Origin of the sequence: Enterococcus sp. DIV1090, assembly GCF_050537975.1 — a bacterium.
Lineage (GTDB): Bacteria > Bacillota > Bacilli > Lactobacillales > Enterococcaceae > Enterococcus > Enterococcus faecalis.
In genome coordinates this window covers 386,092-409,491 of record NZ_CP172917.1, presented here as the reverse complement: position 1 = coordinate 409,491, position 23,400 = coordinate 386,092, and the positions used below count along the sequence as shown (strand labels likewise).

Here is a 23,400-nt window from a genome sequence, read left to right as displayed (position 1 = left end):
CCCTATCCTTTAATTTATGTTTTCTATCGTTCTAAGTTTCCTTACACCATCAATAGTGTAATCAATATCGAATGACGAAGGTCTAAGAGAGTTACCTTTATAATTAATTTTTATCTTTACAGAAACCTCTTTACCAGCATCTAAAGCTTTTTTCCAAGCCCGTTCTAAATCCCCATATTTTTTCCAATTAACATTTTTAGCTTGAGAAATCAGATTATTTAATTCTGGTGAACCACCAAACATATCCGCAAAGATATGTCCCGCATGGTCGTCCGATAATTTGTCTGGTGTTTTAGAATTATGTCGTTTTCTACCAGAATGTGTTTTATACTTTAAAGAAGGTGCTTCTGCTTCCGAAATTCTCCCCAACTCATCTGTCTTATACCCATAATCATGTTCCCCTGATTTGTACTCATTATTCGGTTTCAAATCTTTATGCTGGTGTCCATAATTCCGTGCAAAGCTATAGCTCACCGAAGAAGTCGCCACACCCATTTTCCGAATGGCATCTGTTACAGCCACAGCTCCTACGCCCATCGTTGTGGCACCAGCCACCATGCCTGCTTGGCTGACACCAACAGCTGCCAATGTTCCACCAGAGAAATAAGTGCCTGCCAAGTCCAATCCGGTAATTCCTAAGCCAGTTAATGCAGTCACCACGCCTGTTGCTAATTGCAACAACGATTCATTCAAGGCTTCCCATTGTTTTTTGTCTAGTTCTTTGTTGGCTTGCTCGGTCAGTTCCTTGTCATTCTTGCCATTTTTCAGGATAATCACGCCGTTACCTGCACCAAAATTCGCAGGCAGGACACGCAAAATATTCCCTTTTTCATCAAATAACAACAGCTGATTCAGTTCTTGAATGGCTTTGTCCCATTGCTTCACAGGAACGTTTTTTAACGCTTCCTGCATAATTTCTTGATAATATTTCTGAGCTTCCACAGGCAAGTTTAACTCAACCATGCCTTTGGTTAACGCAATTTGTTTCTTTTCATCAGTAACACTTTGTTTTTTCACGGAAGTAAACCAAGAATGATCAAAACCAACTGGTAATGTATACTTTCCTGTGGCTGAATCCACTTTGGTACCATTAAGTATTTGAATGGATTGTGTCACGATTTTCAATTGTTGTAAACTATTTTCAAAAAGCAAAGCAGTTTGATGGTCAAATTGTTTGAGTCCATTTAGCTTTTGTTCGGCTTCTCTCAACTTGTCCAGTAAGGCAACTTTGGCATTATGGAGACGTTGTGTGTCCATGTGAATGGCGTGAAGAAGCGGTTTCGCCAGTTCGCCAATCAAAGAAGATTCCAATTGTCTCGCCATGTCAATTTGATAATCAATGGTTCGAAGCTGACGTTGTAGCGAACGAATCAATTCTTGTTGCAGTTCTGAGTCAATCAGCGACCAGCGTTCCACCGCCATTTCAGCATGACGGTATCTTGCTAAATCCTGTTCTAACGATTGAATGGCTTGATCAGCTCGTTTAATTGTGGGAATAATGACTTGTTCAAAAAGTCCTTTGCCAGCGGTATAAGCAGCTCCTGAAAGTTGTTTGCCATCCACCGATTGAACCAAATGTTGACTGCCTTGATTTAACTTGCTGGTCAATTCCCGTGCTTGCTGAATCGTGGTTTTCATACTTGAAACCAGCGCTTGAGAATCTGCTCGAACATATCTTACCATGGAATCTGCCCTCGCTCTCTGAACAATGCTTCACGGTCATCGTCTAATTTCCGTTTGAGTGAACGATAATTTTCATCTAAAAGCTGTTGTTGACTCTGACAGGAATTTCTAACATCGCAAGTAATCGCTTGCAAAAAACTGCTCGTTTTCTGAGCATCTTGATCACCTAATGAATGTAGTTGTTGAAAAATATCCATGTATTTAGCTTCTTCTCTTTTTAATTCTTGAACCGTGCTCTCTAATTGTTCCATTTGCTTGCGTTCTTCTCTACATAAGATATCTTCCTGTTCTTCTACTTGGGCAATTTTTCTTGTAATTGTCGCACGTAATTCATCATTTCTCTCTTTTTCACTCATACTTAACGCCCACCTCCTCGGAATTGTTCCGCAGATTGTTGATCACGATAAGCAATTTTTTCTGCAATTTGTGGGAATTTCTCGGCTTGCTTCCAAACACAATTGGCTAAATCTGTTAAGTTTGTTAAAACTTGAGCATTTACTTGTTTGCCTTTGGTCATTCCTGAAACTGTACTTCCTGAAAAGGTTACCTTTGGGGCTTCTAAACGCTCGTTGATACCAGTCAACTTTGAGACAGCACTTTGGGCTGAACTCGTACTTGAAACAATCTTTCCTTCCATCATTGTTCTCCTTTATTAAAATTATTTCACTTAAAATTTAAGATACTTTCATTTTACTAAACTTTTTTAATGAAAGAAATAAAAATAACAAAAAAGGCTACTGGAAACAGTAACCTTTTAGCACTCCTCTTCTTCATTCGAAGATAACAACATGACTCTAAAACCAATAATTATAACATAAATTCAAAATATCCGTTTTGGTACCATTCTAAACAACATGACTCTAAAACACCAGCCATAGTCACAACCTGTTTGATGAAGTTTTGGTACCATTCTAAACAACATGACTCTAAAACTATGTTTACGTGTTTCGCCGTCATTATCACGTTTTGGTACCATTCTAAACAACATGACTCTAAAACGCAATTGTTCGCCATGTCCACTTTTGATTCGTTTTGGTACCATTCTAAACAACATGACTCTAAAACGAACGGAATAAATGAGGTTCTTCGGTGAAAGTTTTGGTACCATTCTAAACAACATGACTCTAAAACAGATGGCGAATAAGGCACTTACGCAAGCTTGTTTTGGTACCATTCTAAACAACATGACTCTAAAACCTCGGAGAATTATTTTTTCTCCAAAGTTCCGTACTCGCATCACTTATCCATAGCTAGATTTCAGTTTAGAATGAACCACTAATCAATAACAATTTAAGCTTTTTCATAACTCAAATAAAAGTTTTCGTCCAAAATATATTGGAATCTGTTCTGGACCACCCTTTGTTCTAAAAACAGGACATCCACATTATTTAAAGAGATATATTCTACCACTTGTTGCACTTCATCCTCTGTCAAATACGTACACGCATTAATAAAAATCAATAATTTTTTCTTTGATAAATAACGATGTACTTGTGTAATTTCCATAACTTTTTCAAAAATCGTATCACTCGTTGTTTCGATTTTGATTCCAAGAGCTTTGAAAAGTTCCTGCACAGTGATGCCATCTTCTTCCAAATCCATTTCATGTTCCAACAATTCATAGCCAATTAATTGACTAATTGTTCCAGTTAACTTCTCAATCATTGATTTGACTTCTGGTTTATCATTTAATTGTGCTTCTAAATCCCCATAGATTAATTTCAGCGTGGCAGCCGAATTAACGTCATAGCCTAAAATATCCGTAACAACAAATAATTCCGTTGGTTTCAGCCCTTTTTGTTGCGCATCAAATAGTTTCAACTCATTTTCCCCATCATATTGATAAATTAACTTCACTAGATGGGCAAAGGTTTGAACGTCTTTAATCGTTAAAAAGGTGGCTTTTTCAATTTCAATGGGTTCTTCCAATAAAGAAAAATTAACTCTCATCTATTCTTCTCCTAAAAAGACAATCCGTTCATCTGAATTAGCAACTCGATTGTCTTGTTCTCCATGTAAATAAATCATTCGAGAAAATTGTTTTTCTGTTACATTTAATAGTGTAATTAGTCCTCTTTGCGGATTATTCTGCTTTAAGCGAACCAACATTGCTTTATTAGCAGTATCATTCAACAAAATTTTGCTGTAAACCGAAAATTGATGCATAATAAATCCTTCATTAATCAAAAATTTCCGGAACTTCCGATACGCTTTCCGGTCACTGGCTGTGTCCGTTGGCATATCAAACATTAATAATAGACGCATATATCGATAACTCATATCCCAAACTCTGGAACTCCTTCCTCCTCTTGATTCAGAACTTTTACTACATGTTTTGTATAATCGGTAGCAATATTGGTTAAAAACATTTGTTTTTTCTTGTACATATACGTATTCATAAACAAAGCAAATAACTTACGTTTCATTATCGGAAAGGCTTCTTTTCTATTCTCATAAATGATTTGATCTACCAATGGACGAAAAGGCTCCATAAGATCACTTGCTAAGTTAAAGTCATTAAATTGGTTGGCATGTTTTAGTCCTAGTTGTGTAAAACAACCTGTCTGGACTAACTCTCGAGCAAAAATACTTAATAACAACGTATAACCATAGTTTAAACCAGCATTAATGTCATTTTCTTGTTCACGTGTAAAATCATTGCCGAAGAGAGTATTAAAGTAACTTCGAGCTGCATGACCTTCTCGATTGGCTGGATCAAACAGACGTAATTCAGCACGCATAGCTAACAAAGCAGCAGCCTTTTGGCCATAGTCTCGTTGCGCTAAGTGTAAACTCTGATTGGTGATTTTTTGTGCAATGATCGCTGTCCAAACTTGACTTTTTCGTTCTTCCGTCCAAGCCAACTGACGTGTCAATTGCAAGCTACTATCATGCCGTCCATAAAAGGGCAAAATTTTACCAATTGGCAAACGCTTATCATCGCAAAATAACACTAATATTTTTTCATCAATTAATCGTTTTAATAGCATCGTGGTTAACGAAATGTCCGTTGTTTCCAACAACAAAACATCAATCTCAGACAAATGAATTAATTCTTGGTGATCAATGGCTTTAAAAACAAGATGATTGTTTTTATAGGATAATTTTGAATGCTTGTTAACCACTACCGTTCGCCAGCCCATCTAGTCGACAACCTTTCTGCGTGTTTCATACAGGCCCGTAGTCGATTGGTAAATGATAGTGGCATCAAAAATTTCTTTGATTGACGTGTAGCGTGCTCGCTCAATATCTTTTTGGAAAAATTTAAACGTACTTGGTGCGCCCATCGCATTAAACTGCATAAGTTGGATAAAGGATGCCGCAATCTCTTTCACATCTGCTGTTTGATTTGCTTCAAAAAGTTTCACAATTTGCTGGACTTTTGACTTGGCTAATGTATGCACTTCAGCAAAGTCAACCACTCTCTCTAAAATCTCTTGAAATTCTGGTTGATGTTGTTCTACATAAGCCAAACTTTCTGATTGATTTGGTAACAAACATTGTTTCGCATGGTACAGTAATGTAAGTAAATGTTCGGGTAAAACCATCTGGTTCCCTTTTTGCGCTTCTTTAGCGCTGGCTAATAAGCGCCGGCGCCCCTCTGGAAATTCATACAGTGTATACTTAGGCAATTTCATTAATACACGAGGCCGCAGGAAGCCTTTCTCCTCTAAAAAAAGAATAGGATTTTGTTCAAACCTTGTTTTTTCCATAATCGTAATGCCCAGTATCTCCTGTTTAATAAGAGGTTTTTTACCTTTTTCATGCGTGAATAGCACTGTATAAGCAACTACAGGACTATCAAAACCGCCATATTTTTGGGGATCCAAACCATTTTTGACAGGAATCAATTTATTCGATGGTCCTTTGGGTTTAATCGACTCTTTTGAAAAACCGCCTTTTTGCACTTCTACTTTTTTGACAATATTCATTTGATGGTAATTTAATTCTTTTTTGATAGTTTTTAAATAACTGTTACTCCAAAGAATTTCGCCATCCTTCGTGAACCGTGGTTCATCTTCCGTGAAAAAGCGCAGCAAATTTGTATAAATTATAGCCTTCGCCGTGGCTTTATTTTCTTTAAAGGTCTGGAACTTAGGATATTCTCCGTAAACAAATTCTGGTGCTAAATTAGGATAAACTTTTAATAACGTGGTTGCGACCACACAGTTTAAATAAGCATCTTGTCCATGGTGATAATCATTCACTTCACGAACTTTATACAAGCCAAAAATCGAACGAAATTGGCTCGTTAAACTAGCTTTCAAGGTGATGATTTGGACTTTTTTCTCTTTTGAATTAGCATTGTAGCGTTGATTTAGGATTCCCGCAACATTTTTAGTAATTTGACGAGTTTCTACTAATTGCCGTTGGATAAAATGCGCTTTGTCTTCGAGAGTCAAGCCACCTTGCTCCCCCTTGGTCAGACGTTGGAATTTCCGTTGACTAATTAAGCCAGCAGCATATAATTTCTCCCAATAAGCTTTCATATCCTTAACAACTTTCTTACTTGGGACGTCATCAGATTTCCCTCGATTTTCAGTAGAGCCCACTAAAACTAGGTTATCCAATGAATCGTCTTTCATAAAACTTTGTGGGATAATATGATCAATATCATAGTGAGATAAACGATGAAGCGATAATTCATCTCCCGTGTACATATCTTTACCATTTTGCATATAGTAAAGGAAAAGACGGGTATCTCGTAACTGTTCATTAGTCGTTGGTTGTTCTTTTAATAAATTGCTGCCGATTTCGGCCATTGCTTTTTCAACTATTTTCAAGCGTTGGATAGATCTTCTCTTGCCAGTGCTAGTCGTTTGATTTTCACGTGCCATTTCGACAACAATCCGCTTGGGCGCATAACCCATAATCGCGACTAGTTCATCGACAATTTTTAAACTTTGATAAATTCCTTTTTTTATTGCTGGGCTACCAGCTAATTCATTGACAGTTTCACTTAATGTTTCTTCATGTTCACTGGACTGTGCTTTTTGAATCGCATTTTTAAAAGATAATTGTGAATCATTAATCAGTTGCATAAAATTGCGATTATAGTGTTTTGAGACCCCGTCATCTTTAATTAAATAGTCCAAAATTGTTTTACCCGATTCTTTATCGTAGATACCATTGATTAATTTCTTCGACAATCTTCCCCAGCCAGTGTAGTGCTTGCGTTCTAATTTTTTTAGTACTTCTGCTGAGAACTGCCCTTTGAATGTGGAAAGTTGCGTCCGAATTCGTTGCCGATCTTCAAAAATAGTTAAAATTTTTATGATATCTTCCAATTTTTCGGCATTATCTGGGTGGTCTAATTCTGCTCTTGTCAAACCACATTTCAGTAAATCCTGATACGTGCTAAAACTAGCATTAAATTGGTCTTCTTCAAGTCCACTAAGCGTGACAATCTCCGTATTATATTCGTTTCGATAGAATTGAATTATATCCTTTTTCTTAACTTTTCGACGCGTCTTAAACAGATAGTCAAAGATTTTTTCTTTTTCCTTACCTGAAAAATTGGCTTTGATTCCTCGATCATCCGTATAAGAAATCTTGGTCAATTCATTAAATACCATAAACTTTTCATATAACAAACTATGTTTCGGTAAAACTTTTTCAGAAGGTAAATACGTATCAAAATTGGTCATTCGTTCAATAAAGGCTGTCGCTGATTGGTCCAAATCAACGGTTTCTTGAAGGTTCCAAGGACGAATTGGTTCCTCACTTTGACGTTTTAACCAAGCGAAGGTACTTGCATCTCCTTTTGATAATGGTCCGACATAATAAGGAATTCGAAATGTAACCAGTTGTTCAATTTTTTCTTGATTTTCTTTTAAAAATGGATAATAGGCCGCTTGACGATGAATGATTGCTTGTAACTCAGCCAAATGAATTTGATGAGGAATCACCCCATTATCAAAGGTCCGTTGCTTTCTTAAAAAGTTTTCTTGAGCAATTTTTTCTAAAAAATATTCTGCTCCAGCAATATCTTGAATGATTTTCTTAACATACTGGTAAAATTTAAGCTGTGAAACCTTACCTGCGTGTGTAATATAGCCTGCATAGCCGTCTTTCTGTTCATTTTTAAAGAGATTATCATATTCGTCTGGACAATTTTCACGAATAAATCGTTTGAAATTTTTTAAATCTTCTTGATGTTCTGTAAAACGGACAATCATGCTAGAAGATAATTTCGCGTGACTTTTTTTATCCGAATCTGCTAAAATCGTTGATAATTCAACTGCATCGTACACATTTTTAGCAGCTAAAAACACGTCACTATATTCATCCCCAACCTTTGCTAAAATGCCTTCTAAATCTTCTTCATAGCTTTCACTAGCGTAAGTTATTTTGGCTTCTTCTTCCAAACCAAAAACTTTTTTAAAGTCAGCTTTATTCCCTACCATTAGCTTTAAGAACTGACCAAATAAGCCATTAGCTTTTTCTTGAGGAAATTGTTGTAAGACTTTTTCAGATTTTTTAGTCCGAGAAGCTTTTTCAGTTAACTCTTCCTCAATCAAGACAGATTCAGGTAAAGGCGCACTAACTAAGCGACTCTCCCCATTCACAAAGGTTTGGTTATAAATGACCATAAATTGTTGAAATTGGTCTTTAACAGAAGTATTTTCTGTACTTAGTTTTCCTTCAATTAAAAAATGTCCACGATATTTGACAATATGGGCCAACGCCAAATAAATTAGTCGTAAATCTGCTTGCTCAGATGAATCTGCTAATTTTTTGCGTAAATGGTAGATTGTCGGATACGTTTCATGGTAAGCTACTTCATCTTCCAACTTAGCAAAAATCGGATGTCTGTGCCACTTCTTATCTTCAGGCACTAAAAAACTCTCTTGTAAACGAGCAAAAAAGTTTTCATCCAAATCTGTCATCGCTTCTTCAAAAAAAGCTTGTAAGTAGCGTAAACGATTCCGTCGACGACTAATTCTTCGTCGTGCTGTTCTTTTTAATCGGCGATCTTCGGCTGTATGCCCTTCTTCAAATAAACGCACACCCCAAAAATTTTTCTTGATTTTCTTTTTTTCAGTGTTTCCATAAATAGGCATTTTTTTCTTCACCAACTGATAGTCTTCTGTCATAACTGCCCAACCGACAGAATTACTCCCTATATCCAAACCGATAACGTAGTCTTTCTTCATTTTATTTCCACTCCTTTTTTTAAATTACTACTTGAATGATTTTTATTCTATGCTATAATTTAGTTAAGTTCTTTTGGGACTATTCTAAACAACATAGCAAGTTAAAATAAGGTTTTAACCGTAATCAACTGTAAAGTGGCGCTGTTTCGGCGCTTTTTTTGTTTACAGCCAGAAAGTAATCGCTTCCAAATTAATCAAACTGAATACCGCTACTTAAAGTTTACCATTCTTATTTTCTTAAAAAAAGGGGTATTTATAGTTTTTGTAAACTAATAGAATTATATATATAACAAAAATAACATTATCTAATTAAGAATCTCTTACCTTAATTCCTTTACTTTTCTTAAAATAACGAATCTGTATTTATTGTATGGTAATATCTTTTACTATTTGTTGATGTTGTCAAACTTTACACGGCAAAAAAGGCAAAACACAGTGCGTGGTTAACTGTGTTTTGCCTTTTTAATTACGACTATTGAAACAATCCTTTAATTTTATCAAACAAACCATCTGTCGTTGTATCAGCTAACATCGCTGTAATTTTATGATAGTGTTCGCCTAATTCATCTTTATGTTCTTCAATGAATTGTTGCGCATGTTCCACGTTGCCTTCTCCAATTAAATCTTTTGCTTTTTGAACTAATTCTTCTACGTTCATCTTCACACGTCCTTTGATTAAATAGTTAACAATAAGTGTTTCACTCATTGCCTTTTCTCCTATTTATCGTATCGTGGGATCCCTTGATTTGCAAGAAATTTTCAGTAAATTGGCGGTTCTGATTTTGGGTTTTTAAAAGGCAAAAATTGCAAAAAAAGCTGTTTTCGAAAATCGAAAACAGCTTTTTTACTTTACTTCGCTAAACGATAAATCGCATCTGCATAAATAGCAGCTGCTCGGAATAAGTCATCTAATTCCATAAATTCGTTGGCTTGGTGCATTGTGTCTGTGTAGCCAGGGAACATTGCGCCATAGGCAACACCACGTTTTAATAAGCGGCCATAAGTACCGCCACCAATGATTTGTTCTTGGCCTTTTTCGCCTGTATGGTCTTCATAAACTTGTAGTAACGTTGCCACCAATGGATCATCAACTGGTACATAATGCGGTTCTTGGTTGCGATCTCCTTGTGTTGCAGTGACCGTTTCACCGACTGTTGCTTGAACTTTTGCTTGTAATTCTTCTGCTGAAGTTCCTTTTGGATAGCGGAAGTTTAATGTTACTAAGCTATTTTCAGGATTTTCTGGATCAAAGTTAACAATCCCAGCGTTCATTGTCAATTTACCCATTTTTTCGTCTTCAAAAGCCACACCTAATTTTTCGCCATAAAAATCTTCATGGATAAATTCAGCAATGGTATTAATAAAGCTGTATGCGCCTTCTGCAAAGCTGTAATCATTTAAGAAAGTTGCCAAGAAAGTCGCTGCGTTAATTCCAGATTGTGGGCTAGCACCGTGAGCACCTTTACCAACTACATGGAAAGTCACTGTTTTATCTGAAAGTTCTGCGTTACCTGAAATTTTTGCTTCTTGTTTGATGAATGTTTCAAAGCTAGCAGCTAGTGAAGCCGCTTCGTCTGCTGAAGCAGCCGTTACAACAGCATCTGCTGTTCCCGGAACCATGTTTTCACGTAAACCAGATTTGAAGCTTTCTAATTTATAATCAGCGCCGTTACCGCCTCGGAAAGTTAAACGAATAGTCACATTTCCTTTTTCCCCATTGATAATTGGGAACTCAGCATCTGGTGAGAAACCAAAGTCTGGCGCTTCTTCATGTTGGAAATAGTAATCCATATCGCCCCAGCCGCTTTCTTCGTCACTTCCTACTACGAAACGAATTTTTTTAGACACGGGTAAGCCTAATTCTTTGATAATTTTCATTGCGTAATAAGCAGCCATACTTGGGCCTTTATCATCGCTTGCGCCACGTGCATAAATTTTGCCATCTTTAATGACTGGTTCATAAGGATCTGTTTCCCAACCATCACCAGCAGGAACAACGTCCATATGACCAAAAATCCCTAACGTTTCGTCGCCTTCACCATATTCAATGTGTCCAGCGTAATTGTCGACATTTTTCACCGTAAAGCCATCACGTTCACCATACGCTAACATGTGTTTTAAGCCAGCAACTGGTCCAGGTCCAAAGGGCGCTTCAGGTGTTGCTTGTGCATCATCACGTTCACTGTTGATCCGTAATAAGTTTTGTAAATCTTCTAATAAGTCGTCTTTACGTACTTCGACTTCTTTTGTCCAATCAATTGTCATTTGTTGTCACTCCTATTCATAAAGTTCTACATAGTCAATCATACCATTTTATGCAGAAAAAGAAAGAAACCCGACACTATTTTTCGAGAAAATTTTTATCTTTTCCGCAGAAAGTGCTGGGTTTTTGTTTATTTTAATTGAGGTATGATTGTTTAGGTTGTAGTTGTTGCAATTCGTCTTCTGTTAAGGGCCGATATTCCCCTAGTTCTAACGTTTCATCTAACCATAGTTCGCCCATTCGTAATCGTTTTAAATACGTCACAGGTTTGCCTACAGTGGCTAACATCCGTTTGACTTGATGAAATTTCCCCTCTTGAATCACTAAACGGACTACGGAAGTCCCTTCTTCCTCATTGATCGTCTCAATGACTAAACGACTTGGTTTAACCATTTCTCCATCTTTCAAGGCAAATCCTTGCGCAAACAGTTGACAATCTTCCGCTGTCACAAGTCCCTCAACTTCAGCTAAATATTCTTTATCCACATGCTTTTTAGGCGATAATAATTGATGCGCTAACTGGCCATCATTTGTTAATAGAAGCAAGCCTTCGGTATCTTTATCCAAGCGACCAACTGGGAACAAGTCGGCACGGTAATCCTGATCAGTTAACAAGTCAATTACCGTTTCATCTCGCTGATCTTCCGTCGCAGAAATGACACCTTGTGGTTTATGCAACATGTAATAAAAGAATTTCTGATACGTAAGAATTTCTCCCATCAAGGCAATTTGATCTGTTTCTTCATTTACTTGTGTTTTGGCTTCTTTTACGACGTCACCATTCACCGTAACGACTTTTTTCTTTAACAATTGTTTGATTTCTTTACGACTACCGATACCAACATCGGCTAAAAATTTATCTAAACGCATCGTCATTCCTCTTTCCTTTAAAAAAATAGCTTGGGACATAAATCGAATCGATCGATGTCTCAAGCCTTGTCTCTTAAGAGAATCTGCTGAAAGGAGTTCAATCAGCTATTATTTAATATTGAATTTTGCACGTAATTTTGCGGCATTTTTCCCTAATAAACGATCAGCTAAGCGAATCTTCAAGACCGAATAGCCATAAAAAGCGCCTCCTGCAGCAGCCACAATTACAACGATAATGAAGGCTTGGAAACGTCTAGTTGGATCTAAAAATAGATACAAGAACTGACGGAAAATCAAAGCGATAATCATCATGATGACTGTAATACAGAACATTAACAATGTTCGCCGTAAGGTTAATTTGTAATTAAAACGTGTCACTTGACGAATTCTTCTTAGAATCAATACGCAAGAAACCGTAAAGCCAATCATCGTTGCTAATAACGGACCGTAAACTTCAAATAAACGGATTGCTGGGAATTGCACGATTAATTTCACTGCTAAACCAATTCCTAAATAACGCATTGCGTCACGATTTTCATACATCCCCATTAACATATTTGACACTAACATATACAAGCCCAAGAATAAACTAGCGTAACAAGCTTGCACTAATAAAGAAGTGCCTAAAGCATCTGGCATGTAAAAAACAGTGTATAGTGGTTGCGCTAAAACAATCATACCAAACGTTGCTGGCAACATTACAAACACAAAAAGTTGTAAATTATTACTAATCAAACGCGCTAACTCACGGTGATTTTTTAAGGTGACCGCTTCTGTAATCAACGGTAATCCAGTAGCCGAAATCGAAGTTGCTAAAGCCACGACAATCATGGTTAATTTGTCCGGATTGGCATTAAAAATACCGAAAAGCTCTCGTAATTGGGTATCTGAATAATCCGTAAACAAACGCATAAAGTTTGAGAAAGTAAACTGATCGACAAGTTTAAAGACCGTTACCCCTGAGCCAACTACGATAAAAGGAATCGCCTCTTTAAAAGTTTCAATCAATAACTCTTTTGGAGCAATTTCATGTTCATTGGCGCTGTGTTCTTCTAAATAATCAAATAATGGTTTTTGTTTGTACATGTAATAACCTAAAACCGCAAAACTTGCGAGCATCCCAATAAATGCCGCAAAAGTGGCTTGGGTCACCGCTGTAACGTAATTACCTTCAAAGACTTTCATGATAATAAAAGCAGTTAATAACATGTAAAAAACTCGTGCTACTTGTTCAACAATTTGTGATAAAGCAAAGGGCATCATTTCTTGATTTCCTTGGAAATAACCGCGAATGACACTCATGCTTGGGAAAACTAAAACGGCTAAACTTAATGAACGCATCGTTGGAACTAATTCAGGCCCTCCGCCAGACAAAGCTGCTAATGCCGGAGATGCCAAATACATCACAATAGCAAAAACCACACCTAAGCCACCCATTAGTTGTAAGGCACGATAAAAAAGCTGTCGACTAATTTTATATTCGTTCAATGAATTATAATGCGAGGTCTGCTTGGCAATCGCACCTGGAATTCCGGCGGTAGAGATCATTAGGAATAAGGCATAAATCGTATACCCCATTGAAAACAAACTGTTCGCTTCGTTTCCGTGCTCGCCCATCCAAGCGTACCAGGGGATGATGTAAATCGCCCCTAACATGCGGGAGATAATATTACTAGCTGTCATCCAAGCTGAGCCTTTGACCATTTTTTCTTGGTTCGTCAGGATTGGTTGATCAACTGAATTTGGTTGATTGATCATTTTGTCCTCCAATATTCTTTGAGTATGCTTTCTTTATTTTAATTGTTCATCTTGGGATATGCAACGACTTTCTCGAAGAATTATCCTATTTTAACATTTCTCATGGATTTTCTCACGCTAACGAGATGGTTTTTTTAAAAGAAAAATAATGCTATAATGACATCAGTTTTGAAATTTCGTTGAAACGTTTGGAGGCAAAAAAAGTGACGATTTCATTATTCGCAATTCGCGATTGCTTAGAAAAAGAAGATCTATTAAAAGAATTTATTTCACCAGAAGGCTGGCACTTGACCCTTTCCGACACGTTAGGTCAACGAGAAGTAACGGCTCTTTCTTACGATTCGAGAGACGTAACAGCAGAAACACTCTTTTTTTGTAAAGGATTAAACTTTAAAGAAATCTATTTAGAAAATGCTGTAAAAGACGGCCTAGAAATCTATGTTTCTGAGGTGCCTTATGAGGTTCCGGCGCAACTAGGAATTATCGTGACTGACATTAAAAAAGCAATGGCTGTGTTAAGCATGGCTTTTTATGATTATCCACAAAATAAATTAAAACTGATTGGCTTTACTGGAACCAAAGGTAAAACAACAGCGGCTTATTTCACCAAATATATTTTAGATGTTGCTACACAACAAAAAACAGCCTTGCTTTCTACCATGAATTCGACATTAGATGGCAAAACATTCTTTAAATCTGCCTTGACTACACCCGAATCTTTGGACTTGTATCGAATGATGGCAACCGCTGTTGCTAACGGGATGACTCATTTTATTATGGAAGTTTCTTCCCAAGCCTACAAAACTAATCGTGTCTACAAGTTATTTTTTGATGTCGGCATTTTTTTAAACATTACCCCCGACCATATCAGTCCAATTGAACATCCAACCTTTGACGATTACTTTTATTGCAAACGTCAATTGATTACACATTCTAAAGTCATTGTGTTGAATCACGAAGCTGATTATTTTCCATTACTTAAAGAAACTGCACAACAGCAAAAAGTCCCTGCCATTGTCTATGGCAGTCAGCCAGCTTCAGAAGTTGACTATTCATTCGCTGTTTCTTCAGAGGATTCCTTACGTTTTATCGTTGAAAGTCCTGCAGATGCGTTAGGATTGGCCGGCTCTTATCACCTTCGTTTAGGTGGTGATTTTAACAAAGGTAATGCGTTAAGTGCGGCGATTGCTAGTGTCCTTGTGGGAGCTTCAAAAGAAGAGTGTCAACAAGGGATCGCAGCAACCACCGTCCCTGGCCGGATGGAATCTTTAACGAATACCAATGGTGCAACCGTCTATGTTGATTACGCTCATAACTATGACAGTTTGAAGAATCTTTTAACCTTTGTCCGTGAAGAACATCCTGACGGCCGCTTAATTGTTCTTGTCGGTAGCACGGGAGACAAAGCGATTTCTCGCCGCAAAGACTTTGGTAGGGTTCTTTCTGAATTGGCTGATGTTGCAGTCCTAACAACCGATGACCCAGCCAGTGAAGATCCAGCAAAAATTTGCCAAGAAATTCAAGCCCATATTACCAAAGAAATGCCTGTTTACACCGTTTTAGATCGTGGCGAAGCAATTGCTCACGCATTATCTTTAAGCACAACGGCTGATGATGCGATTGTCTTAGCTGGTAAAGGTGCCGACCTTTATCAAAAAGTAAACGGCGTAGATGAACCTTACGCAGGAGACTTTGCCCTTGCGAAAATGATTATTGACAAATAATTTTTTAGAAGCATAAGGATTATCACTTACTATCTCAGTATGATCCATTCTTATGCTTCTATTTTTTATTCTTTGTGTGTGAACATTTGCTATAATAATTCTAACTAAAAATAAAGGAGAATTTATTCATGGATATTTGGAAAAAAATGTATGAATACGCAAAGAAAGAATACCATCCTCAAGAAGTAACACCATTTATTTACACACACCATGTCGTCTGTGCCCTAGAGGCAGAAGATGGACAATTATTTACCGGCTTTTGTTTTGAAAGCTGTTGTGGTGTTCTAGATTTATGTGCAGAACGAGTTGCCGCTTTGAATATGTATGCCGATAGTGGACAGACAGTGATTAAACGAATTATTACTTTTCGGGACGATGTTCCTAATGGAATTTCTGGTATGCCTTGTGGTGCTTGTAGAGAATTATTGCTCCAGCTTTCTCCTAAAAATGCTGATACAGAAATCTTAGTTGATTATCAAAAACGAGAAATAGTTCGGTTAAAAGAGTTAATGCCTAAGTGGTGGGGTTGGTCACGTTATACTAATGACTAAAGAATAAAATTAGCTATTTCAAGATAATAAGATGTTAATTTTGTAGTCCTCTCTATTATCAATTACTGGCATTCATTTTTAGTTACACACATGAAAAAAACAAGCTGCAACCACTTATCAGCAAAGGTTGCAGCTTGTTTTTTAAAGAACTTCTTTTATTTTCGTTACTTCTTCTTCTGATAAGCCATGACCGCCATCAACGAGCAAAAAGTCGACCGGGAAATGTTTCTTTAATTGATTAGCTAAAGAAAGAACTTGTCCCGGAATACTCAACTCATCCTGAGCCCCTGTTGTGACAATCACTTTTGTCGCAAACTCACCAGATACATATTGATAGCCTAAATTGCTTGGATGCAGTAAAATAACAGTGTTAGCAATAGTCGGGTTCTTTTCTAACAGGCCTAAAATAAAATTGGCACCGTTAGAGTACCCTATAAAAATAACTTCATCGTATAACTTTTGCGGTTGCCAAACTTCTTCTAGAAACGCCGTCACTCGCTCATCAAAGTTAGCACGAGGTAATGCTCCATTGACTAATGGCGCAAAAAAGCGTCGCTGTTCGCCTACACCTTCTGTCCCTAAGTAACTTAGAACACTCGCTTCTGGATAAAGGGTTGCGATGGTCGTTAATAATTGATATTCATTGCCACCAGTACCATGGAAAGCGACAACTAATTGATTAGGTTTCGACCCTTTTTGAAAAAATTGTTTCATTTAATAAACCTCCAAGAAAGGAATTTTACTATGTATGCACAAATTCATCACATCTCTATTTTAAATCGATTGATAAAGCCTACATTTGACTTCTATCATAATACACTGGGATTAAAATTACTAATGAAAACGATCAACCAAGATGACCACACCATGTATCACTTGTTTTTCTCAGATAATGAGCAACGAACAGGTACCGAATTAACTTTTTTTGAATTGAATGATGGCCAAGATCAATCCTTTGGGACAAATACAATTGAACGAACTATTTTAAAAGTACCAACGCGCGCCTCTTTGGATTTTTGGGCAGAACGTCTTGAGCAAGCGGGTATCTGCCACTATGGTGTGGAAACATTTAACCAACACCCAATTTTGCGTTTTGAAGCGCCCGATAATACACAAATGGCGCTTGTTCCGTTACGTGAATTTGAAAATGCGGAAGATTATTTTCCAGCTGAGCATGCTGAAATTCCAGTAGAACATGCAATTTTAGGCATTGATGCAATTCAATTACGCGTCCAATATGCCGCAGCTACCAAACAACCTTTAGTGGATTATTTACATTGGCATGAAAAAGAAACAGTACCTTTTTTTGAAACTGCACATGAAGTAACCGTTCTGGAAAATCATCATCCACAGTTTTATCAAGAGGTTCATATCATTGATGACCGTACCAATCCGCTTGCCATTGAAGGAATTGGTGGCGTTCATCACGTCGCCTTTGGGGTGGAAGATACGCAAGAATTAACGCAAGTTGACAGCCTGTTGGATGAAAAGAATTTTACAAACTCAGGGATTAAAGACCGTGAATTTTTCAAATCATTGTATTTTAGAGAACCGAACCACTTATTATTTGAAGTAGCCACACAAAAAGGCCTGCTAGATGTCGAAGCCTATGAAAATCAAAGCTCAAACTTTGATGAAATCCCCCTTTATTTGCCTCACTTTTTGGCAGATCAAAGAGAACGAATCGAAGCGATTTTAGCACAACAACGCCATGAGTAAACAAAAATAGCGGTTAGGACCGCTATTTTTGTTTTTTAATATCCTATTATTGCCCTTTTTTGAAAAAAAGGAGTACACTAATAGTAGATGAACTGCGCAAGGAGGTGAGTACATGTTATCTAAGGAAGAAGTTCTACACTTATTGAACGAAGCAAAAAAAGAAGTCGATCGTTTAGAAACAAACCGCCAAGAAGATTTAGGTAATTCAATCAACTATATTGAAAATGAATTACAGCTCCAACGTGTCTTATCTCAAGTGGAAGCTTATGAAAAAGTACTTGGTTAATTGATTACGCATTAAATGAGAGAGGAGCAACCAGATTCAGGTGAATGAATCTGGTTGCTCCTCTCTCATTTTTTACTAGACTAATTCGTAAGCAAGTTCTCGTGCAATAATTTTTGCGGTTGTTTCAGCGATTTCTCCAGTAAAGCCAATGCATTGTTCCATATGCTCAGGTGAACCCATCGTCATTTTACTTGTCAAAATACTGCAGCAAACTACTCGATGCTTTTGTCGAAAACTTTGATGCAATTCGTTGGCTAAAGCCATCGTTTTATTTACTTGTTCTCCTTTGGCTTCTGTCCGACCAAAAAAGTAGCCCAGGCACATAACCCCGCCTGAAAGAGCACCACAAATACACTTCGCTCCTCCAACACCTACAGGAAACCCAGAAGCCATGGCCACAGCTTCAATGGGAATCTCCGCATCAAAGTGTTGCCGAATGGTCGCCACAATCGCTTCCGAGCAATAAAAATCACCGTTACGATAATAGGCTTCCGCTTCTTCCCTGATTGCTTGTAAACAAATTCTCTTTTTCAAAATGCCCTCCATTCTGTATCCGCTTTCATTTTATGAATAAAAGGACGCCAAGCATCCCTTTATTTTATAGATTTTCTGCAGAGGTAAATACTTCTGACACATCATCATCGTCTTCTAACTTGTCAACCAAGCGCTCTAATTGCGCTTTTTGTTCATCGTTCAAGGTTAGTAAGGTTTGCGGAACCATTGTTAATTCAGCTTGTGCTAATGAATAACCTGCTTGTTCTAAAGCATCGCGAACCGCTGTAAAATCTTCTGGTGCTGTGTAAATTTCAAATACTTCTGGTGATGTTTCTAAATCCTCGCCGCCTGCTTCCAAAACGACTTCTAACATGTCGTCTTCCTCAATTGCATGATCTTCTCGCTTAATGACAATATAGCCTTTACGATCAAACATATAATTCACCGAACCCGTTTCACCTAAAGAGCCACCATTTCGAGTAAACGCGACGCGAACATTGGTGGCCGTTCGGTTGCGGTTATCTGTTAGTGCATGAACTAAAACTGCCACGCCACCTGGCCCGTATCCTTCATAAGTTACCTCGTCATAATGTTCCCCTTCACCAGCACTACTGGCTTTTTTTATGGCGCGCGCAATATTATCATTGGGCATATTGGCTGACTTAGCTTTATCGACTGCTAAACGTAAAGCAGGATTCATTGCGGGGTCAGGGCCACCTGCTTTTGCCGCCATATAGATTTCCCTTGAAACTTTTTGGAAAATTTTCCCACGTTTGGCATCTTGCGCATTTTTACGCCCTTGAATGTTGCTCCATTTGCTGTGTCCTGACATCCTTGATTCCTCCTGACTTTTCGTTACTATTCTCCTTTATTCTACTCTTCTTTTCAGTTAGGAACAAGCGCTACCAAAAAAAGACCCTCGCTTATCCATCTTTCTGACGAATAAACGAAGCTCTTCTAAATTAGCGTCTTCTTTTTTTATTTTTCTTCAAACCATGAACCACCAAACAAATAACGATGGCTGTCAAAGCACCCATGGCATCCAACATAACATCTTGAAAAAGAGGGGTCCTTCCGCCTGTGATCATTTGATGAAATTCATCTAAACCTGCATAGCCAGTAGCAGCTAGCCAGGAAACAACAGCTGTTAAAAACAGACCTTTGATTCTTGGCACTAATCCAATAAACCAACTACCACCTAATAGAAAATACGTACCAAAATGGGCTCCCTTACGAATAAAAAATTCAACAAATTTACTATAACCACTAGCTTGAATGCTCACTTCACTGCCAGCATATTGAAAAGAAATATTTTTTAATTGTTCTTCAAAAGGATGACTGCTCAGAAGTTTATCTAAAAGACCAACTTGTGATTGCTGTTCATACGTCTGTGATGAACTGAAAAATAAAATGGCCATAATTACAAACGCAATGACTAAATATAAATTACTATCTTTCAAATAATTTTTCATATAATCCTCTTTTCTTGGTTTCAAGTTGCCCCGTGCCTGCCACGGAAAATTCTTTTTTATTATAGTCGGTTTCGAGGGAAAAAGAAACAACTTCTCTTAGGTCTTATGATATACTGAAAAGAAAAAAATGAAAGAAGGATTGGATATGACCTATTCTATTACATGGGATTTAGACAGTATTTTCCCCAATGGGAGCGAGTCCAAAGAACTTAGCCAACGAATGACTCAATTAACCGAACAGACAAAAGAGTACCATCAATTAATCACAGAATGGACACCAGAAAGTGCCCAAGGCAAAGAACAATTTGCTGAAATCTTAACGTTACAAGGGAAAATCTCAAATGGCTTTTCACAATGTAATAGTTTTTTAACTGCTTTAATTTCTGCTAATACTAATGATACCAAGGCCAAAATTTTATCAGGCGATTTATACAATCTGTTGCCAGCGATTCAATTAGCTGAAACCATTTTTACTAAAAAAATCACCGAGATTTCAGCAGAACATTGGCAAGCCCTGTTAGCCGAAGAACCGTTCAAAACAATGGCTTTTCGCTTAAATGAATTACGCCGTGATGGAAAAAAACTGCTTTCCGAACAAGAAGAAAATATCATCAATACGCTTTCTCTAGATGGTTTAAATGCTTGGAGTACACATTACGATACGATTGTTGCTTCCATTGTGATTCCTTTTGAAGAAAAAGATGGCTCTGTGACAGAACTATCTGCAGGCCAAGCCTTTAACCGCATGATGGGAGATCCTGACAAAGAGGTTCGTCAACGTTTGTTTACAGCCTGGGAGAAAGCTTGGAGTAGCAAAGCTTCAATTTTAGCAGACACCCTAAATCACTTAGATGGGTTCCGTTTATCTGATTACAAATTGCATGGCACTACAGATTATTTAGAAAATCCCTTAAACTATAATCGAATGAGTCAAGAAACATTAACGGTTATGTGGGAAACCATCCAAAAAAATAAACAACCATTCGTCGACTTTCTAACGCGCAAAGCGCAATTATTCGGCAAAGAAAAAATGGATTGGCAAGACCAAGATGCACCAATTATTTTAGGTGATTTAGAAGAAAAAACGTATTCCTTTGATCAAGCCGCTGCCTTTATTTTAGAAAATTTCCGTAAATTCAGTCCAAAAATGGCTGATTTTGCCCAGATGGCTTTTGAAAAAAGTTGGATTGAAGCTGAAGATCGTCCAGGCAAACGTCCTGGGGGTTATTGTACAGAATTACCTGAAACACAAGAGTCGCGGATTTTCATGACCTTTGGCAATTCAATCAACGAAGTAGCTACTTTAGCCCATGAATTAGGTCACGCTTTCCATAGTAGCGTGATGTGGGATTTACCTTCATTGAATCGAGAGTATGCCATGAACGTAGCAGAAACGGCTAGTACCTTTGCAGAATTGATTGTTGCTGACGCCACCTTAAAAGAGGCCAAATCAGACGTTGAAAAGATTAACCTTTTAGACACAAAAATGCAAAATGCCATTGCCATGTTTATGAACATTCATGCGCGTTTTATCTTTGAAAATAATTTTTATCAAGCGCGCCAAAAAGGTTTAGTAGCGGAAGAAGATATTACTGAATTAATGTTAGCGGCGCAAAAAGAAAGCTACAAAGATAGTCTTGGCAGTTATCATCCTCATTTCTGGGCGAGCAAATTGCACTTCTTTATTGATGATGTGCCTTTCTATAATTTCCCATATACTTTTGGCTATCTATTCAGCATGGGTATCTATGCGTATGCCAATCAACAAGGCAGCTCTTTTGAAGACCAATACATTGCGTTATTAAGAGACACTGCTTCGATGACAAGCGAAGAATTAGCGAAAAAACATTTAAATGTTGACTTAACAAAACCTGATTTCTGGCAAGCCGGCATTGATCAAGTCCTAAAAGATGTGGAACAATTCATGACTTTAACTGAAAGCTATGTAAACTAAGCAAAAAAGAAGCAGTAACCAACATCAGGTTACTGCTTCTCTTTTTTTCAAATAGTTTCGATACGCAAAGTAGCCCACAAGCATTAGTCCAAACGTAACAAATTCAACTACGGGCATGGCTAGCCAAACACCGGTTAATCCTAGTAATTTCACCAAAATAAATAAAACTGGCACAATTAAAAAGAACCCACGCAAAGAGGAAATCATTAGCGCCATTTTCGGTTTACGAACTGCCGAAAAGTAATAAATCCCCATAAAATTCAATCCTGTAAACAAGAAGGAAATCGCATATAAGCGGATGGCTGTCCTAGCAATTTGCGCCAACTGGTCGTTCCCTTCGCTATTAAAGACCTCAATAATTTGTCCCGTAAACACTTGACTGATTAAAAAGAACAGGAAGCCGGCGACCAAGTACGTAATAAAGCTAAGTTTAACAAATTTACGCAACACCTTCGTTTCCCCTAAACCATAATATCTGCTGAGTAATGGTTGCGCCCCTTGCCCAATCCCTGTAAAAATGGCAATCACAATAATATTGAGGTTGGCAACAATCGCATAAGCTGAAATCGCCACATGACCAACTAAGTTTAACAAAACAATATTAAATAAAAACATGACAAAGGCCGAAGAAAATTCATTTAAAAAGGAAGAAAAACCAATCGACATAATTTCTCGAACATCCTGAAATTTCACTTTAAACTTTTCAAAACGTAAAACTCGTTGCGGCGACCACTTATGCAACGTAATCAGGATTAAGCTTGTTAACGGTGACATCACCGTTGCAATGGCCGCGCCTGCCATGCCCCACCCAAATTGATAAATAAAGACATAATCCAAAATAATATTGACAATTCCCCCACTGACAAAAGCAATCGTTGCCAAACGAGGATTATGGTCATTTCTTAAAAAAGTAATCAGGCAATTGTTTAAAATAAATAATAATGAACAGCTAAGGTAAATCATATAATATTCCTTTGCCAAACCAAACAAGACACCGGTCCCCTGAAGTCCCCGAATAATTTGATCGGAAAAAATCAAGCTCGCTAAAGTAAAGAGACTCCCTATAACGAAAACTAACCCAATCGTTAAACTAAAATACTGATTAGCTTTTTTGATTTCTTTTTGCGCAACCGTGGTCGAAAACAACGTAGCGCCGCCAACGCCAAACATCCAACCTAATCCATTAATAATATTAACGAGTGGTAAGACAATGTTAAGCCCCGCCAACGCCTCGGTGCCGATCCCATTTGCAATGAAAAATGTGTCCGCCAAAATAAAAATTGATTGCGCCGCCATACTTAAAATTCCTAACAGAACATTTTTATAAAACAACGCAGTAAAATGGTTTTGCTGTGTTTGCTCCATACCCAAATCTCCTTCTAACAAAAAAAGGACTCATTCTTTTTGCTTCAAGGCTTACGCAAAAATCAGAATCCTTCAATTATTCAACCCAGCGATTAAATAATCT

Annotated in this window: 21 protein-coding genes and 1 CRISPR repeat array; of the genes, 5 read left to right on the top strand and 16 right to left on the bottom strand. The window is 37.6% G+C overall.

Going from position 1 to position 23,400, the window contains the following annotated elements:
* Nucleotides 1–9: 9 nt before the first annotated feature.
* The 11 genes from IGL48_RS02065 to IGL48_RS02015 form a co-directional block, all read right to left on the bottom strand.
* The gene (locus tag IGL48_RS02065; protein WP_010824401.1) at nucleotides 10–1,683 is read right to left on the bottom strand and encodes a DNA/RNA non-specific endonuclease; all 1,674 of its coding nucleotides are present in this window, start codon (nucleotides 1,681–1,683) and stop codon (nucleotides 10–12) included.
* Complete coding sequence (locus IGL48_RS02060) at nucleotides 1,677–2,039, bottom strand: hypothetical protein (RefSeq protein ID WP_010824400.1); 363 nt, start codon at nucleotides 2,037–2,039, stop codon at nucleotides 1,677–1,679. Before IGL48_RS02060 ends, IGL48_RS02065 begins: the two co-directional genes overlap by 7 nt.
* Before the next feature lie 2 nt (nucleotides 2,040–2,041).
* Complete coding sequence (locus tag IGL48_RS02055; protein ID WP_010824399.1) at nucleotides 2,042–2,320, bottom strand: hypothetical protein; 279 nt, start codon at nucleotides 2,318–2,320, stop codon at nucleotides 2,042–2,044.
* 194 nt (nucleotides 2,321–2,514) lie between these two features.
* Nucleotides 2,515–2,880: a CRISPR direct-repeat array (repeat unit 36 nt; unit sequence GTTTTGGTACCATTCTAAACAACATGACTCTAAAAC).
* A 93-nt stretch (nucleotides 2,881–2,973) separates the two neighbouring features.
* Nucleotides 2,974–3,633: a type II-A CRISPR-associated protein Csn2 gene (csn2, locus tag IGL48_RS02050; RefSeq protein WP_002364832.1), complete on the bottom strand. Its 660-nt coding sequence runs from the start codon at nucleotides 3,631–3,633 to the stop codon at nucleotides 2,974–2,976.
* Entirely contained in the window at nucleotides 3,634–3,963 is a 330-nt protein-coding gene (gene cas2 / locus IGL48_RS02045; protein WP_010824396.1) for a CRISPR-associated endonuclease Cas2, read from the bottom strand.
* Nucleotides 3,960–4,826 carry a type II CRISPR-associated endonuclease Cas1 gene (cas1, locus tag IGL48_RS02040; protein ID WP_002407325.1) on the bottom strand — a complete coding sequence of 289 codons (867 nt, stop codon included), beginning with the start codon at nucleotides 4,824–4,826 and terminating at the stop codon, nucleotides 3,960–3,962. The genes cas2 and cas1 overlap by 4 nt, the downstream gene beginning before the upstream one ends.
* Nucleotides 4,827–8,840 carry a type II CRISPR RNA-guided endonuclease Cas9 gene (gene cas9 / locus IGL48_RS02035; protein WP_202518390.1) on the bottom strand — a complete coding sequence of 1,338 codons (4,014 nt, stop codon included), beginning with the start codon at nucleotides 8,838–8,840 and terminating at the stop codon, nucleotides 4,827–4,829.
* 472 nt (nucleotides 8,841–9,312) lie between these two features.
* Nucleotides 9,313–9,546, bottom strand: coding sequence for a hypothetical protein (locus IGL48_RS02030; RefSeq protein WP_002355504.1), 234 nt, complete (start codon nucleotides 9,544–9,546; stop codon nucleotides 9,313–9,315).
* A 143-nt stretch (nucleotides 9,547–9,689) separates the two neighbouring features.
* Nucleotides 9,690–11,105 (bottom strand): dipeptidase PepV, encoded by a 1,416-nt coding sequence (pepV, locus tag IGL48_RS02025; protein WP_010824394.1) that lies wholly within the window; start codon nucleotides 11,103–11,105, stop codon nucleotides 9,690–9,692.
* 133 nt (nucleotides 11,106–11,238) lie between these two features.
* Nucleotides 11,239–11,973: a pseudouridine synthase gene (locus tag IGL48_RS02020; protein WP_010824393.1), complete on the bottom strand. Its 735-nt coding sequence runs from the start codon at nucleotides 11,971–11,973 to the stop codon at nucleotides 11,239–11,241.
* A gap of 108 nt (nucleotides 11,974–12,081) precedes the next feature.
* Nucleotides 12,082–13,731 (bottom strand): putative polysaccharide biosynthesis protein, encoded by a 1,650-nt coding sequence (locus tag IGL48_RS02015; RefSeq protein WP_002364837.1) that lies wholly within the window; start codon nucleotides 13,729–13,731, stop codon nucleotides 12,082–12,084.
* 203 nt (nucleotides 13,732–13,934) lie between these two features.
* Between IGL48_RS02015 and IGL48_RS02010 the strand changes: the two genes are divergently transcribed.
* Together IGL48_RS02010 and IGL48_RS02005 are read left to right on the top strand one after the other, a co-directional pair.
* Nucleotides 13,935–15,455, top strand: coding sequence for a UDP-N-acetylmuramoyl-L-alanyl-D-glutamate--L-lysine ligase (locus IGL48_RS02010; RefSeq protein WP_080120651.1), 1,521 nt, complete (start codon nucleotides 13,935–13,937; stop codon nucleotides 15,453–15,455).
* Between the two features lie 128 nt (nucleotides 15,456–15,583).
* A complete protein-coding gene (locus IGL48_RS02005) occupies nucleotides 15,584–16,006 on the top strand; it encodes a cytidine deaminase family protein (protein ID WP_002364839.1) in 423 nt (140 codons plus the stop codon).
* A gap of 141 nt (nucleotides 16,007–16,147) precedes the next feature.
* On the opposite strand, the gene IGL48_RS02000 is transcribed toward IGL48_RS02005, so the two are convergent.
* A complete protein-coding gene (locus tag IGL48_RS02000; RefSeq protein ID WP_002358653.1) occupies nucleotides 16,148–16,720 on the bottom strand; it encodes an alpha/beta hydrolase in 573 nt (190 codons plus the stop codon).
* A gap of 30 nt (nucleotides 16,721–16,750) precedes the next feature.
* On the opposite strand from IGL48_RS02000, the gene IGL48_RS01995 reads away from it, so the two are divergent.
* Both IGL48_RS01995 and IGL48_RS01990 read left to right on the top strand, forming a co-directional pair.
* On the top strand, nucleotides 16,751–17,725 hold the full coding sequence (locus IGL48_RS01995) for a ring-cleaving dioxygenase (RefSeq protein WP_048949422.1): 975 nt from the start codon (nucleotides 16,751–16,753) through the stop codon (nucleotides 17,723–17,725).
* A 112-nt stretch (nucleotides 17,726–17,837) separates the two neighbouring features.
* Entirely contained in the window at nucleotides 17,838–18,011 is a 174-nt protein-coding gene (locus IGL48_RS01990; protein ID WP_002355495.1) for a hypothetical protein, read from the top strand.
* A gap of 75 nt (nucleotides 18,012–18,086) precedes the next feature.
* Here IGL48_RS01990 and IGL48_RS01985 read toward each other — a convergent pair whose 3' ends face one another.
* The 3 genes from IGL48_RS01985 to IGL48_RS01975 form a co-directional block, all read right to left on the bottom strand.
* Complete coding sequence (locus tag IGL48_RS01985) at nucleotides 18,087–18,557, bottom strand: C-GCAxxG-C-C family protein (RefSeq protein WP_002384891.1); 471 nt, start codon at nucleotides 18,555–18,557, stop codon at nucleotides 18,087–18,089.
* 52 nt (nucleotides 18,558–18,609) lie between these two features.
* Nucleotides 18,610–19,338: a YebC/PmpR family DNA-binding transcriptional regulator gene (locus IGL48_RS01980; RefSeq protein WP_002361233.1), complete on the bottom strand. Its 729-nt coding sequence runs from the start codon at nucleotides 19,336–19,338 to the stop codon at nucleotides 18,610–18,612.
* Between the two features lie 130 nt (nucleotides 19,339–19,468).
* Nucleotides 19,469–19,978, bottom strand: a complete 510-nt coding sequence (locus IGL48_RS01975) for a VanZ family protein (RefSeq protein ID WP_002366143.1) — start codon at nucleotides 19,976–19,978, stop codon at nucleotides 19,469–19,471.
* A gap of 127 nt (nucleotides 19,979–20,105) precedes the next feature.
* Between IGL48_RS01975 and IGL48_RS01970 the strand changes: the two genes are divergently transcribed.
* Nucleotides 20,106–21,932 (top strand): M3 family oligoendopeptidase, encoded by a 1,827-nt coding sequence (locus IGL48_RS01970; protein ID WP_025190670.1) that lies wholly within the window; start codon nucleotides 20,106–20,108, stop codon nucleotides 21,930–21,932.
* A 24-nt stretch (nucleotides 21,933–21,956) separates the two neighbouring features.
* Here IGL48_RS01970 and IGL48_RS01965 read toward each other — a convergent pair whose 3' ends face one another.
* On the bottom strand, nucleotides 21,957–23,297 hold the full coding sequence (locus IGL48_RS01965; RefSeq protein ID WP_010777402.1) for an MATE family efflux transporter: 1,341 nt from the start codon (nucleotides 23,295–23,297) through the stop codon (nucleotides 21,957–21,959).
* Nucleotides 23,298–23,400: the final 103 nt, after the last annotated feature.

Excerpts from the sequence above, each read along its gene's own strand:
- IGL48_RS01985 (WP_002384891.1), bottom strand. The coding sequence starts at position 18,557 with ATGGAGGGCATTTTGAAAAAGAGAATTTGTTTACAAGCAATCAGGGAA.
- cas9 (WP_202518390.1), bottom strand. The coding sequence starts at position 8,840 with ATGAAGAAAGACTACGTTATCGGTTTGGATATAGGGAGTAATTCTGTC.
- cas2 (WP_010824396.1), bottom strand. The coding sequence starts at position 3,963 with ATGAGTTATCGATATATGCGTCTATTATTAATGTTTGATATGCCAACG.
- IGL48_RS02005 (WP_002364839.1), top strand. The coding sequence starts at position 15,584 with ATGGATATTTGGAAAAAAATGTATGAATACGCAAAGAAAGAATACCAT.
- pepV (WP_010824394.1), bottom strand. The coding sequence starts at position 11,105 with ATGACAATTGATTGGACAAAAGAAGTCGAAGTACGTAAAGACGACTTA.
- IGL48_RS01980 (WP_002361233.1), bottom strand. The coding sequence starts at position 19,338 with ATGTCAGGACACAGCAAATGGAGCAACATTCAAGGGCGTAAAAATGCG.
- cas1 (WP_002407325.1), bottom strand. The coding sequence starts at position 4,826 with ATGGGCTGGCGAACGGTAGTGGTTAACAAGCATTCAAAATTATCCTAT.
- IGL48_RS01965 (WP_010777402.1), bottom strand. The coding sequence starts at position 23,297 with ATGGAGCAAACACAGCAAAACCATTTTACTGCGTTGTTTTATAAAAAT.
- IGL48_RS01975 (WP_002366143.1), bottom strand. The coding sequence starts at position 19,978 with ATGAAAAATTATTTGAAAGATAGTAATTTATATTTAGTCATTGCGTTT.
- IGL48_RS01970 (WP_025190670.1), top strand. The coding sequence starts at position 20,106 with ATGAAAGAAGGATTGGATATGACCTATTCTATTACATGGGATTTAGAC.
- IGL48_RS01990 (WP_002355495.1), top strand. The coding sequence starts at position 17,838 with ATGTTATCTAAGGAAGAAGTTCTACACTTATTGAACGAAGCAAAAAAA.
- IGL48_RS01995 (WP_048949422.1), top strand. The coding sequence starts at position 16,751 with ATGTATGCACAAATTCATCACATCTCTATTTTAAATCGATTGATAAAG.
- IGL48_RS02015 (WP_002364837.1), bottom strand. The coding sequence starts at position 13,731 with ATGATCAATCAACCAAATTCAGTTGATCAACCAATCCTGACGAACCAA.
- csn2 (WP_002364832.1), bottom strand. The coding sequence starts at position 3,633 with ATGAGAGTTAATTTTTCTTTATTGGAAGAACCCATTGAAATTGAAAAA.
- IGL48_RS02060 (WP_010824400.1), bottom strand. The coding sequence starts at position 2,039 with ATGAGTGAAAAAGAGAGAAATGATGAATTACGTGCGACAATTACAAGA.
- IGL48_RS02000 (WP_002358653.1), bottom strand. The coding sequence starts at position 16,720 with ATGAAACAATTTTTTCAAAAAGGGTCGAAACCTAATCAATTAGTTGTC.
- IGL48_RS02055 (WP_010824399.1), bottom strand. The coding sequence starts at position 2,320 with ATGGAAGGAAAGATTGTTTCAAGTACGAGTTCAGCCCAAAGTGCTGTC.
- IGL48_RS02020 (WP_010824393.1), bottom strand. The coding sequence starts at position 11,973 with ATGCGTTTAGATAAATTTTTAGCCGATGTTGGTATCGGTAGTCGTAAA.
- IGL48_RS02065 (WP_010824401.1), bottom strand. The coding sequence starts at position 1,683 with ATGGTAAGATATGTTCGAGCAGATTCTCAAGCGCTGGTTTCAAGTATG.
- IGL48_RS02030 (WP_002355504.1), bottom strand. The coding sequence starts at position 9,546 with ATGAGTGAAACACTTATTGTTAACTATTTAATCAAAGGACGTGTGAAG.